The sequence below is a fragment of the Streptomyces sp. NRRL F-5727 genome (genome assembly GCF_000719555.1).
GTDB lineage: Bacteria > Actinomycetota > Actinomycetes > Streptomycetales > Streptomycetaceae > Streptomyces.
On record NZ_JOGX01000035.1, the window covers coordinates 12,068 to 28,835 of the forward strand.

The 16,768-nt window shown below is 75.4% G+C and carries 15 protein-coding genes and 1 riboswitch; of the genes, 3 read left to right on the top strand and 12 right to left on the bottom strand.

What is annotated here, in order from left to right; translation table 11 throughout:
- Positions 1-10: 10 nt before the first annotated feature.
- Together IF73_RS0122815 and IF73_RS0122820 are read right to left on the bottom strand one after the other, a co-directional pair.
- Positions 11-1,495 carry an FAD-dependent oxidoreductase gene (locus IF73_RS0122815; RefSeq protein WP_051717170.1) on the bottom strand — a complete coding sequence of 495 codons (1,485 nt, stop codon included), beginning with the start codon at positions 1,493-1,495 and terminating at the stop codon, positions 11-13.
- Positions 1,492-2,964 (bottom strand): FGGY family carbohydrate kinase, encoded by a 1,473-nt coding sequence (locus IF73_RS0122820; protein ID WP_031011062.1) that lies wholly within the window; start codon positions 2,962-2,964, stop codon positions 1,492-1,494. Before IF73_RS0122820 ends, IF73_RS0122815 begins: the two co-directional genes overlap by 4 nt.
- Positions 2,965-3,285: 321 nt before the next feature.
- Here IF73_RS0122820 and IF73_RS0122825 point away from each other — a divergent pair, with 321 nt between their 5' ends.
- Both IF73_RS0122825 and IF73_RS0122830 read left to right on the top strand, forming a co-directional pair.
- Positions 3,286-4,287 carry a hypothetical protein gene (locus tag IF73_RS0122825; RefSeq protein ID WP_031011064.1) on the top strand — a complete coding sequence of 334 codons (1,002 nt, stop codon included), beginning with the start codon at positions 3,286-3,288 and terminating at the stop codon, positions 4,285-4,287.
- Between the two features lie 53 nt (positions 4,288-4,340).
- Positions 4,341-5,879 (top strand): amino acid permease, encoded by a 1,539-nt coding sequence (locus tag IF73_RS0122830; RefSeq protein ID WP_031011066.1) that lies wholly within the window; start codon positions 4,341-4,343, stop codon positions 5,877-5,879.
- A 19-nt stretch (positions 5,880-5,898) separates the two neighbouring features.
- Here the strand turns inward: IF73_RS0122830 and IF73_RS0122835 are convergent, their stop codons facing one another.
- Positions 5,899-6,780, bottom strand: coding sequence for a winged helix-turn-helix domain-containing protein (locus IF73_RS0122835; RefSeq protein WP_158822111.1), 882 nt, complete (start codon positions 6,778-6,780; stop codon positions 5,899-5,901).
- A gap of 182 nt (positions 6,781-6,962) precedes the next feature.
- On the opposite strand from IF73_RS0122835, the gene IF73_RS0122840 reads away from it, so the two are divergent.
- Positions 6,963-8,303: a DUF2252 domain-containing protein gene (locus IF73_RS0122840; protein ID WP_031011068.1), complete on the top strand. Its 1,341-nt coding sequence runs from the start codon at positions 6,963-6,965 to the stop codon at positions 8,301-8,303.
- 25 nt (positions 8,304-8,328) lie between these two features.
- Here the strand turns inward: IF73_RS0122840 and IF73_RS0122845 are convergent, their stop codons facing one another.
- The 9 genes from IF73_RS0122845 to dhaL all read right to left on the bottom strand — a co-directional run bounded on the left by IF73_RS0122845 (position 8,329) and on the right by dhaL (position 16,762).
- Positions 8,329-9,720 (bottom strand): FAD-dependent oxidoreductase, encoded by a 1,392-nt coding sequence (locus tag IF73_RS0122845; RefSeq protein WP_031011069.1) that lies wholly within the window; start codon positions 9,718-9,720, stop codon positions 8,329-8,331.
- 134 nt (positions 9,721-9,854) lie between these two features.
- Positions 9,855-10,409: a PadR family transcriptional regulator gene (locus tag IF73_RS0122850; RefSeq protein WP_031011072.1), complete on the bottom strand. Its 555-nt coding sequence runs from the start codon at positions 10,407-10,409 to the stop codon at positions 9,855-9,857.
- Positions 10,410-10,456: 47 nt separating this feature from the next.
- Positions 10,457-12,481 (bottom strand): NADPH-dependent 2,4-dienoyl-CoA reductase, encoded by a 2,025-nt coding sequence (locus IF73_RS0122855; RefSeq protein ID WP_031011074.1) that lies wholly within the window; start codon positions 12,479-12,481, stop codon positions 10,457-10,459.
- A 222-nt stretch (positions 12,482-12,703) separates the two neighbouring features.
- Positions 12,704-13,546, bottom strand: coding sequence for an energy-coupling factor ABC transporter ATP-binding protein (locus IF73_RS0122860; protein WP_031011076.1), 843 nt, complete (start codon positions 13,544-13,546; stop codon positions 12,704-12,706).
- On the bottom strand, positions 13,543-14,292 hold the full coding sequence (gene cbiQ, locus IF73_RS0122865; RefSeq protein ID WP_031011079.1) for a cobalt ECF transporter T component CbiQ: 750 nt from the start codon (positions 14,290-14,292) through the stop codon (positions 13,543-13,545). The genes IF73_RS0122860 and cbiQ overlap by 4 nt, the downstream gene beginning before the upstream one ends.
- A gap of 6 nt (positions 14,293-14,298) precedes the next feature.
- Complete coding sequence (locus IF73_RS0122870; protein ID WP_031011082.1) at positions 14,299-14,649, bottom strand: energy-coupling factor ABC transporter substrate-binding protein; 351 nt, start codon at positions 14,647-14,649, stop codon at positions 14,299-14,301.
- Complete coding sequence (locus IF73_RS0122875; protein ID WP_031011083.1) at positions 14,649-15,341, bottom strand: energy-coupling factor ABC transporter permease; 693 nt, start codon at positions 15,339-15,341, stop codon at positions 14,649-14,651. Before IF73_RS0122875 ends, IF73_RS0122870 begins: the two co-directional genes overlap by 1 nt.
- Before the next feature lie 28 nt (positions 15,342-15,369).
- Positions 15,370-15,592: riboswitch (cobalamin riboswitch) on the bottom strand.
- 154 nt (positions 15,593-15,746) lie between these two features.
- Entirely contained in the window at positions 15,747-16,154 is a 408-nt protein-coding gene (locus IF73_RS0122880; RefSeq protein WP_031011085.1) for a PTS-dependent dihydroxyacetone kinase phosphotransferase subunit DhaM, read from the bottom strand.
- On the bottom strand, positions 16,151-16,762 hold the full coding sequence (dhaL, locus tag IF73_RS0122885; protein ID WP_031011087.1) for a dihydroxyacetone kinase subunit DhaL: 612 nt from the start codon (positions 16,760-16,762) through the stop codon (positions 16,151-16,153). The genes IF73_RS0122880 and dhaL overlap by 4 nt, the downstream gene beginning before the upstream one ends.
- Positions 16,763-16,768: the final 6 nt, after the last annotated feature.

Here is a 16,768-nt window from a genome sequence, read left to right on the forward strand (position 1 = left end):
GGCCGTCGGTTCACCGGGCCCCGGCCCCCTTCCCGTACTCCTCGAACAGGGCGCGCAGGGCCGGCCGGCAGTGGCCGCCCTGGCAGCGGCCGGCCCCGGCGCGGGTGCGGCGGCGCAGCCCGTCCAGACCGGTCGGCGGGACGACGGACGTGAGCGCGGCCCGCACCTCGCCCCGGGTGACGTGCTCGCAGTGGCAGACGACCGTCCCGAAGGCGGGGTCGCGGGCGACGGCGCCGGCGTCCCGGTAGGGGCGGGGGAACGCCTCGCCGAGGTGGGGCATCCGCACCGGGGCCAGCGGCCCTTCCGGGCCGGTCCGCAGGCCGCACTCGGCGAGCAGGCCGAGGACGTGCTCGGCGAGGGCGAGGGAGGCCGACAGGCCGGTGGAGCGGATCCCGCCGACCGTGACGTACCGCAGGGCCGGCCGGGCGCCGCACCGGTAGTCCTCCCGGCCGGTCGCGGCCCGCAGTCCGGCGTACGCGGCCGTCACCTCCTCCGCCACGAGCGCGGGCACGATCCGCGCGCCCAGGTCCCGCAGCCCGGCGAGTCCTTCGGCGGTGGTGCCGGTGGCCGCGCGGTCGTCGAGGTCCTCGGCGGTCGGGCCGAGCAGGACGTTCCCGTACACGGTGGGCGCGACGAGGACGCCCTTGCCGAGCGGGCCGGGGACGGGCAGCAGGATGTGCCGCACGAGGTCGCGGGCGGCCTTGTCGTACACGAGCAGCTGGCCGCGGCGGGGCGTGACGGTGAAGTCCCGCACGCCGAGCAGCGCGTCGAACCGGTCCGCGTCCAGTCCGCAGGCGTTGACCAGGAAGCGGGCGGTGAGCGGGCCGCGGGTGGTCGTCAGCCGGTGGGGTGCTCCCGGGCCGGCGACGACGTCCGTCACCCGGCAGCCGAGGAGGAGGTCGGCGCCGGAGAGGACCGCCTGGGTGGCGTAGGCGAGGGTGGTGGTCCAGGGGCAGATCAGCGACTCGCCCGGCACGGCCAGCGCGGCGAGCGCGCCGGGGCCCAGGTGGGGCTCGCGGTGGCGGAGTTCGGCCGCGCCGACGATCCGGGTGGCGTGGTGGCCGTTGCGGGCCGCCTTGGCGGCGAGCCCCGGGAGCGCGGCCCGCTGCTCCTCGTCCCAGGCGACGAGGAGCGCGCCGACCGGTTCGACGGGGATGCCGGCCTCGGCGGCGTAGCCGGAGAGCAGCCGGTGGCCCGCGCGGACGAGTCCCGCCTCCAGGGTGTCGGGGGCGGCGTCGAAACCGGTGTGGAGGATCGCCGTGTTGGCCTTGGACGTGCCCTCGCCGACGTCGTCCGCCGCCTCGACGAGCGCGACCCGCAGCGGATACCGGGCGAGCGCACGGGCGATCGCGCACCCCACCACCCCGGCCCCCACGACCACGACGTCGTACGCCGCGTCCGCCCCACCGGGCAGCGGCCCCCGTCGGCTGACCGTGCCGCCCTCGGGCGACGGCCCGCGACGGCCGACCGCCCCGCGCCGCCGGGCCGTGGTCATGCCGTCTCCCGGAGGGCGTCGCCGCCGGCCGCCGAGGGGCGGTCGAGCAGGGCCGTCACCTCCGTCCGGAAGCGGCCCAGCCGCTCGGCCGCCTCGTCCGCGGAGATCGCGGGCTCGTAGACGGCGGACGGCTTCCAGGGCGGTACGGCCTCCGGCACGGCGAGCGACGGGTCGTGGCCGAGGCGGGCCATCGCGCCGACGCCGAGCGCCGTCGCGTCGGGCAGCGCGGCGACCTCCACCGGCAGCTGGAGCAGGTCCGCCTGGGTCTGCATCAGGAGCGCGGAGCGGGTCAGGCCGCCGTCGGCGCGCAGCGACTCCAGGGGTGCGCCCCGGTCGATGGCCGCGGCTCCGGCGAGTTCGACCACCTGGGCGGCGATGCCCTCGACCAGGGCCCGCACCAGGTGTCCGCGGCCGGTGTCGAGTCCCAGGCCGGTGAGGGTGCCGCGGGCGTCGCCGCGCCACCAGGGGGCGGCGAGTCCGGCGAGGGCGGGCACGAAGGCGACGCCGCCGCTGTCGGGCACCGAGCCGCCGACGGCGTCGAGGTCCCCGGCGCCGCCGACGACGCCGAGGTCGGTGAGCCAGCGGACGGCGGACGCGACCGTGTACACCTGCCCGTCGAGGCAGTGTTCGGTACGGCCCCGCAGCCGCCAGGCCACGCAGCCGACGAGGCCGGTCGTGGTGCGGCGGGGCAGCGGTCCGGTGCGGGCGAGGAGGAACGCCCCGGTGCCGTAGGTGCACTTGGCGGCGGCCGGCGCGGTGGCGCTCTGCGCGAGGAGGGCGGCCTGCTGGTCCACGACGAGCCCGGTGAGCGGCAGCCGTGGGCCGAACGCCGTGGTGGTGCCGGCGGGTTCGTCGCAGTCGACGATCCGGGGCAGCCGCTCGCCGCCGAGCCCGTAGAGGTCGAGCGCGGCCGCGGACCAGGAGACGGCGGCCGGGTCGAGGAGTCCGGTGCGGCCGGCGGTGGCCGCGTCGGTGACGAAGGCGCCCGTCAGCCGGTGCACCAGCCAGGCGTCGCTCGTGGTCACCACCCCGGCGCCGGTCGCGTGGCGGCGGATCCAGGCCATCTTCGGGGCGGCGAAGTACGGGTCGACGGGCAGGCCGGTCAGTTCCGTCAAGGTGTCCGTGTGCGGGGCGAGTTCGGTGCAGATCCCGGCCGCTCTGCGGTCCTGCCAGACCAGGGCGTCCGTGAGCGGTTCGCCGGTGGCCGGGTCCCAGGCGAGCACCGTCTCGCCCTGGTTGGCGAGGCCCACGGCGACCACCGGGACGCCCGCGTCGGCGAGGGCCGCGCGGCCTGCCGCGACCACGGAACCGTACAGCTCGCCGGGGTCCACCTCGACCCGCCCGCCCGGCAGCGGGCGGGGTGTGACCGGCGCCGTGCCGCTGCCCAGCACCCCGCGCCGGGGGCACAGGACGAGCGCCTTGGTGCCGGAGGTGCCCTGGTCGACGGCGAGTACCGGACCGCCCGTCATGAACCTGCTCCCGTCCTGGAGTCCACCGCCCCGGGTGATCGCCCGGTCACGGAAAGGGGTCAGGCTCGCGGGCCGACGGCCGTCAGTCAAGCTCCGTCCGGTGAACCTGTCAGGTAGGCGATGACTACCTGACGGTAGCTCAAAAGCTGTCAGTGGCCTGATAGTTGCGATCACGAAAATGATCCGGACGATCACCTTCGGTCGCGCCTATAGTGAGCGCCGCTCGCCGACGGACCGCGGGCGCCGACCGACCGCGCCCGACCGAGGACCGATGACCACGCCCACCGCCAGGCCCACGCCGCCCGGCCGCTCCGCCCGCTGATGCCCGGCCACGCCTTCCGGCCCGTCTTCCACCCGGCGGGCCACGACCACGCCCTGCGGCACGCGCTCCAGGACCTGCGCACCGGCCGCTGGGGCGAGATGGCGCGCCTGCTCGAGGACACCGCCGACACCGCGTACGCCGCAGGTGCCGGCCGCTGGGACGGCTGGACCCGCCGCACCCAGATCCTCGCGACCGTCGCCGCCGGCACCGACGTCGTCCACGCCTGGCGCGCCGAACAGCCCGCGAGCGCGGCCGCCGCCGTGATGCACGGCCGCGTCGCCGTCGAGCGCGCCGTCCGCGCCCATCGCGCCGGGCACGCCCAGACCCGCCTGCTCTGGCAGGAGGCGTGGACCGCCTGCCGGGAGGCCGCCGACCGTGCCCCCGCCGACCCGGTGCCCTGGATCGGCTTCCTCGCCCTCGCCGCGCTCGACGCCCGCCGGCACATCGCCGAGCACCGCGTCCCGCCGCCCGCGCCGATGCTGCCGCCCGGCCCCTGGGGGCTGCTCGCCGAGGCCGAGAAGCGCGACCCGTACAACCGCGAGGCGTACCACCGCATGCTCCAGTTCGTCTGCGCCCGCCGCGAGGGACCGCTCTCCGAGGCGGTCAACTACGCCCAGTGGGCGGCCTCATCGGCGCCCCGCGGCTCCGCCCTGCACGCCCTGCCGCTCTATGTGCGGGTCGAGCGCTACCGGCGCGACCGGGGCCACGAACACGCCCTCGACCTGCACTGGGTCGCCGAGGACGCGGTGCGCGAGGCCCGGCGGGCGATGGACGCCTGGTTCCTCTTCTGCGCCCTGCCGGAGGCGTCCCAGCTGGACCTCAACCATCTGGCGCACGCCCTCTTCGGCGCCCTGCGCTTCAGCGACGCGGCGCGCGTCTTCGAGGCGCTCGGCCCGTACTACACGCCCGCGCCCTGGGCCCACCGCACCCCGCGCCCGGACGACCGCGCCCTCGCCGAGGAGGTCTTCCTGCGCGCCCGCGCCCGCTGCCTCGGCGGCTGAGCGCGCTCCCGTACCGCTCCGTCCTGTCCGTCCCCCCGCCCGGAGGTCCCCCGATGCCCCGCACCGCCCCCACGGACGCGCCGCCCACGCCGCCCGTGGCCGCCTTACCGGACGAGGAGGCCCGGCTGCGCGAGCTGGGCTACCAGCCGGTGCTCGCCCGCCGGATGGGCGGCTTCGGCAACTTCGCCATCAGCTTCTCGGTCATCTCCGTCCTCTCCGGCTGCATGACCCTGTACGGCTTCGGGCTCGGCACCGGAGGGCCCGCCGTCATGCTCTGGGGCTGGGTGGTCGTCGGCCTCTTCGTCCTCTGCGTCGGCCTCGCCCTCGCCGAGGTCACCAGCGCCTACCCCACCTCCGGGGCGCTCTACTACATGGCCGACCGGCTCGGCGGCCGCCGCTGGGGCTGGTACACCGGCTGGCTCAACCTGCTCGGTCTGCTCGGCGCCATCGCCGGCATCGACTACGGCGCCGCCCTCTTCACCGGCGCCTTCCTCAACCTCCAGTGGGGCTTCGACCCCACCCCCGGCTCCACCTTCCTGATCTTCCTGGCGATCCTGCTGCTCCACGCCGGCCTCAACCTCTTCGGCGTCCGCCTGGTCAGCGTGCTCAACTCGATCAGCGTCTGGTGGCACCTGGCCGGCGTCGCCGTGATCGTCGGCGCCCTCGCGATCGTCCCCGACCACCACCAGCCGGCCTCCTTCGTCTTCACCGAGTTCGTCAACGACACCGGCTGGGCCAACCCGTTCTACGTCGCCGCGGTCGGACTGCTCCTCGCCCAGTACACCTTCTCCGGCTACGACGCCTCCGCCCACCTCTCCGAGGAGACCGCCAACGCCTCCGTCACGGCGGCCAAGGGCATCGTCCGCGCCATCTGGGTCTCCTGGATCGCCGGCTTCGCCCTCCTCGCCGGACTCACCTTCGCCATCCAGGACTACGCCGGCACCGTCGGCAGCGAGACCGGCGTCCCGCCCGCGCAGATCCTGCTCGACGCGCTCGGCACCGGCGGCGCCACCGCCCTGCTCCTCGTCGTCATCGTCGCCCAGCTCTTCTGCGGCAACGCCGAGGTGGCCGCCGCCAGCCGGATGGTGTTCGCCTTCAGCCGCGACAACGCCCTGCCGGCCTCGGCGACCTGGCGCAAGGTCAGCCGCCGCACCCGGACCCCGGTGCCGGCCGTCTGGCTCTCCGTCGGCGCCGCCGCCGTGCTCGCCCTGCCCTCGCTGTACTCGGCGACCGCCTACGGCGCGGTCACCGCGATCAACGTCATCGGCATCACCCCCGCCTACGCCATCCCGATCCTGCTGCGGCTGCGGGCCGGGCGCGCCTTCACGCCCGGCCCGTGGAGCCTCGGCCGCTGGAGCCGGCCGGTCGGCTGGACCGCGGTCGTCTGGGTCGCGGTGGTGACCGTCCTCTTCTGCCTGCCCCAGAAGAGTCCGGTGACCGTCGACACCATGAACTACGCGGTGATCGCCCTCGCCGCCGTCCTGCTCCTGGCGACGGTCTGGTGGTACGCCGCCCGCCGCTCGTACGGCACGCCGACCGCGTACGGCGGCAGCGCCCGCGAGGAGGCGGAGATCGCGGACGGGCTCGTCTGACCCCGGCCGGTCCGGCCGGTCAGAGGCTGTACTCGTACGTCCAGGCGGCCTCCTGGGCCGAGAAGTCGATGTCCGTGACCTCCAGGACGTGCCCGTGCTGGTCGCTCACCACCCGGTGGACGCTCAGCCGGGCCGCGCCGCCGGCCGCCGACCCCGCGGCGCCGGCCGGGACCCGCACCGACTCCCGGTGGGTGGCCCGCAGGCCGGCCTGGTGCATCCAGTGGTAGAGGAGGCGCAGGTCCGGCTGGTTGACGCGGGAGAGGGTCCGCCGGTAGCGGGCCAGCTGCGGGATCTCGTCGAGCGCGGGCCGGGAGAACCAGGACACCGCGCGCTGGAGCTCGCGGCCGTGCGGGGCCAGCACGCGGTGCCGGTGGACCAGCGTCGGCTCGCCCGGCGTGAGGTGCAGCCGCGCGGCCAGCGCCGCCGGCGGGGCCTCCCAGCCGAGCGAGGCCCGCACCAGGGCCTCCGCCGCGCGCGGGCCGCCCGGGAAGACCGGCCGCGCCGCGGGCGGCGCCGCCGGCGGCCCGGGCGGCGGGAGTGGCCCGCCCGCCGGGCCGTCCGCGGCGAAGGTGCCCCGCCGGTCGGTGACCACCAGCCGTTCCTCGCGCAGCAGTTGGAGCGCGCTGCGGACGGTCTGCCGGTTCACGTGGTACCGCTGCGCCAGGGAGCGCTCCGAGGGGAGCCGGCCGCCGGGGGCCAGGGCGCGGCGGACGAGGTCGTCCCGCAGGGCGGCGGCGACCCGCAGATAGCGCGGGACCTCCCCTTCGGGGGCGCCGACGGGAGACGCGGTGGGGGACGAGACGTGGGGCGAGACGTGGGACGAGACGTGGGACAAGGCGTGGGACGAGGCGTCGGATACGGCGTCGGATGCGACATCGGGTACGACGTCGGGTGCGGCCATGATCAACCCCTTCTTCGCTCAGCGTGACAGCGCGGGCCGTATGGGTGATCAATTCCTATCATTGGTCTAAACCATTTTGCTAGGGCGACCGTGCAGAGTGGCCGAAACCCGCGGCGCACCCTGTAATGGGGACCAGGCGACAGGACCGGCGGCTGCCGGTGGTGGAACAGGGGTGAGGCCGGATGACGACGCCCGCTGAGCACGCCCGACGCGGCCGCGCGGCCCGCAAGCGGGTCCCGCGCTCCTCCCACGGGCGCTGGATACCGAGCTCCCAGCGCCCCGACCCGCTCACCGTCCTGGAGAAGCAGGCCGCCGACCGCCTGCCCGACCTCGCCCCCGTGCGGTACGGACGGATGGCCGCCTCCCCCTTCGCGTTCCTGCGCGGCGCCGCCGCCGTCATGGCGGCCGACCTCGCCGCCACCCGCAACACCGGACTCACCGTGCAGCTCTGCGGCGACGCCCACCTGCTCAACTTCGGCGTCTACGCCTCACCCGAACGGACGCTCCTCTTCGACGTCAACGACTTTGACGAGACCCTGCCCGGCCCCTTCGAGTGGGACGTCAAGCGGCTCGCCGCCAGCGTCACCGTCGCCGCCCTCCAGAACGGCAGCCCCCGCTCCAAGGCCCACCGCGCCGCGCTCGTCGCCGCCGAGTCGTACCGCACCACCATGCGCCGCCTCGCCGGCCTCGGGGAGCTGGCCGTCTGGTACGAGCGGATCGACGCCGACGAGATCACCGCCCTCGCCCGCCCCCGCGAGCGCGAGCGGCTCACCCGGAACCTCGCCAAGGCCCGCCGCCGCACCAGCCTCCAGGCCCTGGAGAAGCTCACCGTCCCGGACGGCGACGGCGGCCGCCGCATCGCCGACGACCCGCCGCTCCTGGAACGCGTCGCCGACCTGGACCGGGTCACGATCGGCAAGATCTTCAGCGACTACCGCAGCTCGCTCTCCGAGGAGCGCCGGCTCCTCCTCGACCGCTACACCTTCCGCGACGCCGCCCGCAAGGTGGTCGGCGTCGGCAGCGTCGGCACCCGCTGCTTCGTCGTCCTCCTCGAGGGCCGCGACGCCGGCGACCCGCTCATCCTCCAGATCAAGGAGGCCGGCCGCTCGGTCCTGGAGGCCTATCTGCCGCCCAGTGCCTACCCCCACCAGGGCCGGCGGGTCGTCTGCGGCCAGCGGCTCACCCAGGCCGCCAGCGACATCTTCCTCGGCTGGATGACCGGCCCCGAGCAACGCCACTTCTACTGGCGCCAGTTGCGCGACATGAAGGGCTCGGCCGAGGTCGAGACGATGTCCCCGTCGACGCTGCGGGGCTACGCCCGGCTGTGCGGCCGGACCCTGGCCCGCGCCCACGCCCGCTCCGGCGACCGCATCGCCATCGCCGCCTACCTCGGCTCCTCCGACGTCTTCGACCGCGCGGTCGCCGACTTCGCCCTCGCCTACGCCGGCCAGAACGCCGACGACTACGCGAGCCTCGGCGCCGGCATCGCGGCCGGCATGGTGACGGCGGCCCCGGGCGTCTGACCCCCGGGCCCGCCGTCGACCGCCGTCAGTCCCCGACCCGCAGGGGCGGCCCCGCCGGGGTCTCCGGGACCGGCGAGAACAGCGCCGCCCGCACCACGGCCGGGGCGAACAGGCTGGTGAGCGGCGCCGTCAGGGTCAGCACCGCGCGGAACGGCACCCCGACCACGGCGTCGCCCGCCGCGCGCTCCTGCACCCGGGCCAGGTACCAGCCGGTCACCCGGTCCGCCGGCTTCGACCGGGCCGCGTCGCCCGTCGCGCCCGGCATCTTCTTGTCCGCGCCCGCCGAGATGTCCCACGCCTGCCGGGACGCGTCGAGCAGCGCCCGCTGCACCCGCCGGGTGGTCGGCGTCCGCCGGGTGTCGGACAGCGCCCGGCGCAGCGCGACCGCGGCGAGCGCCGCGACCGCCATGCCCTGCCCGTAGATCGGGTTGAACGAGCACAGCGCGTCGCCGGTGGCCAGGAAGCCGGCCGGACGGCGGCCCGGACGGTCGTACCGGCGGCGGACGTTGGCGGTCTGCCGGAAGCCGTGCACCGAACCGGCCGGCTCCGCGCCCGCCAGCCACTCGCTGAACACCGGATGCGGCAGCCGCTTCGCGTACTCCTCGAACGCCCCCTCGTCGGTGGGCGGTTCGTCCCCGCGCAGCCCCGACATGGTGACCATGTGCCGCCCGTCCCCGAGCGGGACGATCACCCCGCCGTACGGCTGCCGGGGGCCCGGCACGATGTAGTAGCCGAGCGCGTCGGTGTCCGGCACCGCCTCCGTCGCCCGGTAGACCCGCGAGCCGTAGGCGAGTCCGGTGTCGAGGGTCTCCTCGTGCGGCGCCTCCGCGCCGATCGCGGCCAGCCAGTCGGCCGCCTTCGTCGACCGCCCGGACGCGTCCACCACCAGATCGGCGGCGAGGGTACGGGGCTCCCGCCCGGTGCCCGCGCCGCGCTCCCGCAGCCGCACGCCGGTCACCCGCGCGGCGGTGCCGGTCAGGCCCACCGTCTCGGTGCCCTCGACGAGTTCGATCCGCGGATCGGCGAGCACCCGCTGCCGCACCAGCCACTCCAGCTGGGGCCGCGGGCCGCTGTAGAAGTGCGCCGAGGCGGGCAGCCGGGTGAACCACTGGCCGGCCTGCCACTGCACCATGTCGGAGGGCATGCCGACCCTGGGCGCGCCCAGCTCCCGCAGCTCGTCCATGAAGCCGGGCAGCAGTTCGTCGAGGGCCTGCTGGCCGCCCGCGATGAGTACGTGCAGATGCCGCCCCTGCGGCACTCCGGGCCGGGCGTCCGGCCCCTCCGGCAGCCGGTCGCGCTCGACGACCGTGACCCGCTCCGCGTGCTCCGCGAGGACCCGCGCCGCCAGCAGTCCGGCGAGACTTCCCCCGATGACCACCGCGTGACGTGTCCCGCGGCGCCCCAACTCGTCGGCCATACCCGCCCTTTCCCTTCGTGGACATGAAACGGTACCGACCAGTATCCACCGTCGGAGGGGAGGCGTACCGGCGCGCGCCGGGGGCGGAAGGGCGCGAACGGGCGCGCGCCTCGGGTGCGGCGGCGGGCCGCAGGTCAGTCCTCCGGCCCCGGCTCCTCCTGCCCCAGCTCCTCCAGCGCGGCCGTCAGCCACTCCACCCAGAACCGCTCCAGGTCGATGCCGCCGCGCAGCACCAGATGGCGCAGCCGGTCGGGTTCGCCGGCGCGCCGCTCGGCCGGGAAGTCCCGTTCCTCGATGAGGTGGTACTCGTCGAGCTGGGCCCGGTGCAGGGCGAGATGGCGCTCCAGCTCGGCGCGCAGCCCCGCCGAGCCGACCACGGCCGCGGCCCGCATCCGCAGCAGCAGCGCGGACCGCAGCGGCTTCGGGTCCTCGGCCGCTCCGACCCACTCCCGCAGGAACTCCCGCCCGGCGGGCAGCACTTCGTACTCCTTGCGCTGCCCGCGCACCGGGACGGGGGAGGGCAGGGCGCGGATCTGCCCGGCCTCCTCCAGCCGCCCCAGTTCCCGGTAGATCTGCTGGTGCGTGGCGGACCAGAAGTAGCCGATCGACCTGTCGAAGCGGCGCGTCAGTTCGAGGCCGGAGGACGGCTTCTCGAGCAGCGCGGTGAGGATCGCGTGCGGGAGGGACATGCTCGCATCCTAGGTTCGGGCCGCGCGCCGTACGGGCGGGGCCGGCGTCACAGGGTGGCGGCGAGCCGGGTGCCCTGGTCGATCGCCCGCTTGGCGTCCAGCTCGGCGGCGACGTCCGCGCCGCCGATCAGGTGCGCCGTGCGGCCGGCGGCGACCAGCTCCTCGTACAGGCTCCGCTGCGGCTCCTGGCCGGAGCAGAGGACGACGGTGTCCACCGGGAGCAGCTGCCGCTCGCCGTCGACGGTGAGGTGCAGGCCCTCGTCGTCGATCCGGTCGTAGCTGACGCCCGCGACCATGGCGACGCCGCGGTGCTTGAGCTCGGTGCGGTGGATCCAGCCGGTGGTCTTGCCGAGCCCGGCGCCGACCTTGGTGGTCTTGCGCTGGAGCAGGTGCACCTGGCGCGGCGGCGCGTTCCGCTCGGGCTTGCGCAGTCCGCCCCGGTTCTCGTAGGAGGTGTCGACGCCCCACTGGCGGAAGTACGTCTCGGGGTCCTGGCTCGCGCCCTCGCCGCCGTCGGTCAGGAACTCGGCGACGTCGAAGCCGATGCCGCCGGCGCCGATGATCGCGACCCGCTCGCCGACCGGCGCGCCGTCGCGGAGCACGTCGAGGTAGCTGACGACGCTCGGGTGGTCCTCGCCCTCGATGCCGGGGCTGCGCGGGGTGACGCCGGTGGCGACGACGACCTCCTCGTAGCCGTCGAGGTCGGCGGCGGTGACGTGGGTGCCGAGGCGGACGTCGATGCCGTGTTCGGCGAGCTGGACGCGGAAGTAGCGCAGGGTCTCGTCGAACTCCTCCTTGCCGGGGACCCGCTTGGCGACGTTCAGCTGGCCGCCGATCTCGGCGGCGGCGTCGAAGAGGGTGACGGAGTGGCCGCGTTCGGCGGCCGACACGGCGCAGGCGAGGCCGGCCGGTCCGGCGCCGACGACGGCGATCCGCTTGGCGAGCCGGGTGGGGGAGAGGACCAGCTCGGTCTCGTGGCAGGCGCGCGGGTTGACCAGGCAGGAGGTGATCTTGAGGTTGAAGGTGTGGTCGAGGCACGCCTGGTTGCAGCCGATGCAGGTGTTGATGGTCTCGGCGCGGCCGGCGGACGCCTTGTTCACGAAGGCCGGGTCGGCGAGGAAGGGCCGGGCCAGCGAGACGAGGTCGGCGCGCCCGTCGGCGAGGATCTCCTCGGCGACCTCGGGGGTGTTGATGCGGTTGGAGGTGACGAGCGGGATGCTCACCGCGCCCATCAGCTTCTTCGTCACCCAGGTGTAGGCGCCGCGCGGCACGGAGGTGGCGATGGTGGGGATGCGGGCCTCGTGCCAGCCGATGCCGGTGTTGATGATGGTCGCGCCCGCGGCCTCGATCTCCTTCGCGAGCCGGACGACCTCCTCCAGGGTGGAGCCGCCGGGGACGAGGTCCAGCATGGAGAGCCGGTAGACCACGATGAAGTCGGTGCCGACCCGCTCGCGGATCCGGCGCACGATCTCCAGCGGGAAGCGGACCCGGTTCTCGTAGGAGCCGCCCCAGCGGTCGGTGCGCTGGTTGGTGGCGGCGGCGATGAACTCGTTGATGAGGTAGCCCTCGGAGCCCATGACCTCGACGCCGTCGTAGCCGGCCTCCTTGGCGAGCTCGGCGCACCGGGCGTAGTCCTCGACGGTCCGCTCGACCTCGGCGTCGGTCAGCTCGTTCGGCACGAAGGGGCTGATCGGCGCCTGGATCGCGCTCGGCGCGACCAGGGCGGGGTGGTAGGCGTACCGCCCGAAGTGCAGGATCTGCATCGCGATCCGGCCGCCCTCGGCGTGCACCGCCCCGGTGATCAGCCGGTGCTCGGCGACCTCCTCGGCGGTGGTCAGCTTGGCGCCCCCGTCCCACGGCCGGCCGGCCTCGTTGGGCGCGATGCCGCCGGTGACGATCAGGCCGACACCGCCGCGGGCCCGTTCGGCGTAGAAGGCGGCCATCCGCTCGAAGCCGTGCTCGGTCTCCTCCAGGCCGACGTGCATCGAGCCCATGATCACCCGGTTGGGCAGGGTGGTGAAGCCGAGGTCGAGCGGGCTGAGCAGATGCGGGTACGGGGTCGTGGCGGTCACGGGGCGCCTCCTCGCGCAGGGATCGTCGAATCCTGTTGTAGGCGACGCGAGGCGGCTTGTGCAACTAGTTGCAGAAGGATCGGGGTGTGATGGTTACTACTCGGTAGAACGTGGCCGGGGCGGGGCGCGGTGTGCTCGCGCCGGCCGCCGCGACCGACGGCGGCGCCCGGTGCGGGCGCGTGGCTCCGCGCCGGGTCGCCCGGGCCCGCCCCCGGCCGACGCTCAGCCCACCCGGTCCAGCAGGAGGTCCAGGTCCTCCGCCGTTCGGGGGGCCGGGGTGCCCTCCGGTAGGAGGCCCTGGGTGCGGAGCAGGCGGCCGACCGACACCGCCCAGGGGCGCCGCAGCCGCGCCGCGTCCAGGAGCGCGTCCTCGGCCAGCAGGTCGGCGGCCGGGCCGGTGCGCAGCCCGGCGGGGGAGAGGACCGCGGCCTCGTCCGCCCACCGCAGCGCCAGGTCGACGTCGTGCGTGGCCATGACCACCGTCGTGCCCGCCGCCCGCAGCCGCTCCAGGGTCTCCAGGAGCCGTTCCTGCCCGTGCGGGTCGAGACCCGCCGTCGGCTCGTCCATGATCAGGACGCGGGGGCGCATCGCGACCGCGCCCGCGATCGCCGCCCGCTTCCGCTGCCCGTAGGACAGCAGATGCGTCGGCCGGTCCGCGAGCGCCGTGATGTCCAGCGCCTCCAGCGCCTCCGCGACCCGGAGCCGTACCTCCTCCTCCGGCAGCCCCAGGTTCATCGGCCCGAACGACACGTCCTGCGCCACCGAGGCGGCGAAGAGCTGGTCGTCCGGGTCCTGCACCACCAGCTGCACCGAGGTCCGCAGCCGGGTCAGCCCCTTCCGGTCGTACGCCACCTCCTCGCCGTCCAGCAGCAGCGTCCCCTCCCCGGGCCGCAGCCCGCCGCTCAGCAGCCGCAGCAGCGTCGTCTTCCCGCCTCCGTTGCGCCCGAGCAGCGCGACCGCCCGCCCCTCGCGCACGGCGAAGGAGACGCCCGAGAGGACGGCCGGCCCGTCCTCGTACGCGAAACCCGCGCACACCAACTCCACGACCGGGGTGGGTGTCGTCATGGCAGGAACCTTTCCAGTACGAGGGTGAGGGCGACGAGCCCCGCCAGGAGGCCGCCCGTCGCCGCGAGGAACGGCCGGGAGACCGCCGCCCCGGGCAGCAGGACCCGCAGCGTGCCGTCGTAACCGCGCCCGGCCAGCCCGGTCTGGAGCCGCTGTGCCCGGTCGAAGGCGCGCACGAACGAGGTCGCGCCGAGCCCGGCCAGCGACCGCCAGACGGCCGCCCGGGTGGTCGCCCCGAGCCGCGCCGCCTGCGCCTGCCGCACCTTCGCCTGCGCGTCCAGGAGCAGGAAGACGATCCGGTACATCACCAGGGCCACGTCGACCACCGGCGCCGGCACCCCGGCCCGCACCAGACGCGGCAGCACGTCCGACACCGGCGTGGTGAAGGCGAACAGCAGCACCCCCAGCGAGGCCGAGGCCGTCCGCAGCAGCAGCTCCCCGGCGTGCACCGGACCGTCCGGGGCCCAGGCCACCGCGCCCCCGGGCCCGCCCACCGCGAACAGCAGCGGCACGGCGCCCGTGACGCAGAAGCCGAGCGGGATCCGGAAGGCCCGCCACAGCTGCCGGCCCGGCACGCCGGCCGGACCGAGCAGCACGGCGAGGGTGGCCGCCGCGACCAGAGGCGCGCCCGGCCACGGCGGCAGACACACCGCGCACAGGGTCAGACCGAACCCGAGGACGGCCTTCTCCGCGGGATGGCGGCGGCGCCAGCGACTGCTGTGCGCCGCCGCGTCGATGGGCAGCATCGCCGGCTACGCGTCCGCGCCCGGGTCGGACGGCCCGGCCTCCGCACGGACCGCGGCCCGCTGCTCGCCCTGCCGCCGGCCGCGCCGCAGCCCGAAGTAGTACGCGAGCACGCCGGCGCCCAGCGCCGCCTGGAGCGAGAACAGCGCCGACTCGATCTCGCCGGACGGCGGCTCGTACAGCGGGCTGAACCACGGCTCGTAGTCCGGCTCGATCTCCGTGATCGCCGTCTCCGCCTCCGCGTCGGCGCCGGTGAACGGCTCCTCCTTGTGGTCGCCGAGACCGAGCGCCAGCGGCAGCACCGCCAGCGCCGCCACCAGCGCGAGCAGCAGGGTGTTGATCTTCGCGTTCCGGCTCATCACGCCGCCGCCTCCTCGCGCTTGGGCTCCGGCCGGGCGAGCACGCCCAGCCGCAGCAGGTCTCCCTTGCTGGACTGCGTGAGCAGCCGCATCACCAGGACGGTCAGCAGCCCCTCGCTGACGGCGAGCGGAAGCTGCGTCACCGCGAAGATCCCGCCGAACTTGGCGAGCGACCCCGCCACGCCGCTGCCCGGGTCGGGGAAGGCGAGGGCCAGCTGGACGCTGGTCACGCAGTACGTCGACAGGTCGGCCACGAACGCGCCGAAGAAGACGCCCACCATCAGCGGCGCCCCGAACCGCCGGAACAGCAGGTACGTCCCGTACCCCGCCCAGGGTCCGACGATCGCCATCGAGAAGGCGTTCGCCCCCAGCGTGGTCAGTCCGCCGTGGGCGAGCAGCAGCGCCTGGAAGAGCAGGGTGATGGTGCCGAGCACCGCCATGATCGGCGGCCGGAACAGGATCGCGCCGAGCCCCGTACCCGTCGGATGGGAGCAACTCCCGGTCACCGAAGGCAGTTTGAGAGCGGACAGGACGAACGTGAAGGCGCCGGAGGCGCCGAGCAGCAGGGTGGACTCGGGGTTGGCGCGCACCTCGCGGGTGAGCGCGCGGACGCCGTGGACGACGAACGGAGCCGATGCGACGCCCCAGGCGGCCGCGTGGACGGGGGGCAGATACCCCTCGGCGATATGCATGATCGGGAGACCCTCTCCAGCACCTCGTGGATGGACAACGCGCCCTGGCCGGTCTCCTGGCTGACGGTAGTGACGCCCGACTCCGCCTTCCCACCCCGCGACGGTCTCCCGCGGCGGCGCAGTGGCTTCCCCTGGGGGATGGAGCCGGACCTCCCGATCACAGTGGCGAGGGCCGCACCGGTACTGCACCGGTTTCCCGAACACCAAGGCGCTGTGACCTTAGTGCGTTGACCTGCTTCATCACAATGCGGGGTCGGTCACGTGCGCTGCGGAGTTCCCCGCACGGACCCGTTGTCAGACCCCCGCACTAGCGTGGACGTGTCCAAGTGCGTTGCTGCTGCTCGGACGACCGGGGGCGCCCCCGGCGGCGTGGAACCCGGCCGGAGGCGCCCCCATCGGCACCCGTCAGACCTTGCGGTAGGCGTACGCCTCCGAGGCCGCGGCCGCCACCGCGTCGAGGTCGCCGCCCGCGCTCGCCGTCACCAGCGCGGCCACCGCGCCCTCCACGAAGGGGGCGTCCACCAGCCGTGTCCCCGCCGGGAGTTCGTCGCCCTCCGCGAGGAGGGCCTTCACCGTGAGGACCGCGCTGCCCAGGTCGACCAGGACGGCCACCCCGGCCCCCGCGTCGACGTCCTCCGCCGCCGCGGCGATCAGCGCCGCGCTCGTGCCGAGGCCCCCGTCCGGGGTGCCGCCGGCCGCCGCGACCGGCGCCAGGTCCCCGCCGCCGGCCAGCCCCCGGGCCAGCTCCGCCACCGCCGCCGCGACGGCCGCGCTGTGCGAGACCAGCACGATCCCCACCCGGTCCCCGCTCATCCGTCCGTCACCTCCGCCAGCGCCGCGAACAGCAGCGCCGAGGACGTCGCCCCCGGATCCTGGTGCCCGACCGACCGCTCGCCGAGATAGCTGGCCCGGCCCTTGCGGGCCCGCAGCGGGACGGTCGCCACCGCGCCCTCCTCCGCGGCGGCGCGCGCCGCCGCGAAGGACTCGCGCAGGGCCGCCACAGCCGGAGTCAGCGCGTCCAGCATCGTCTTGTCGCCCGGCACGGCCCCGCCGAGCTGCCCGACCGCGGCGACCCCGGCCGCCAGCGCGTCCGCGAGGTCGTCCCGGGTGACCTCCCCGGCGTCGCCGAGCGCCTTGCCCGCGCGCCGCAGCAGCGTCCCGTACAGCGGCCCGGAGGCGCCGCCCACCGTGGAGATCAGCTCCCGCCCGGCGGTCACCAGGACCGCGCCCGGCGTCGCGGGCGGCTCCTTCGCCAGCGTCCCGGCCACGGCGGCGAAGCCGCGCCTGAGGTTGGCGCCGTGGTCCGCGTCGCCGATCGCCGCGTCCAGGTCGGTGAGCCGCCCGGCCTCCCGTTCCACCGCGGCCGCGACCGCCGCCATCCACGCCACCACGACCCCGGTCCCGTACGTCGTCTCCGTCATCGCCCG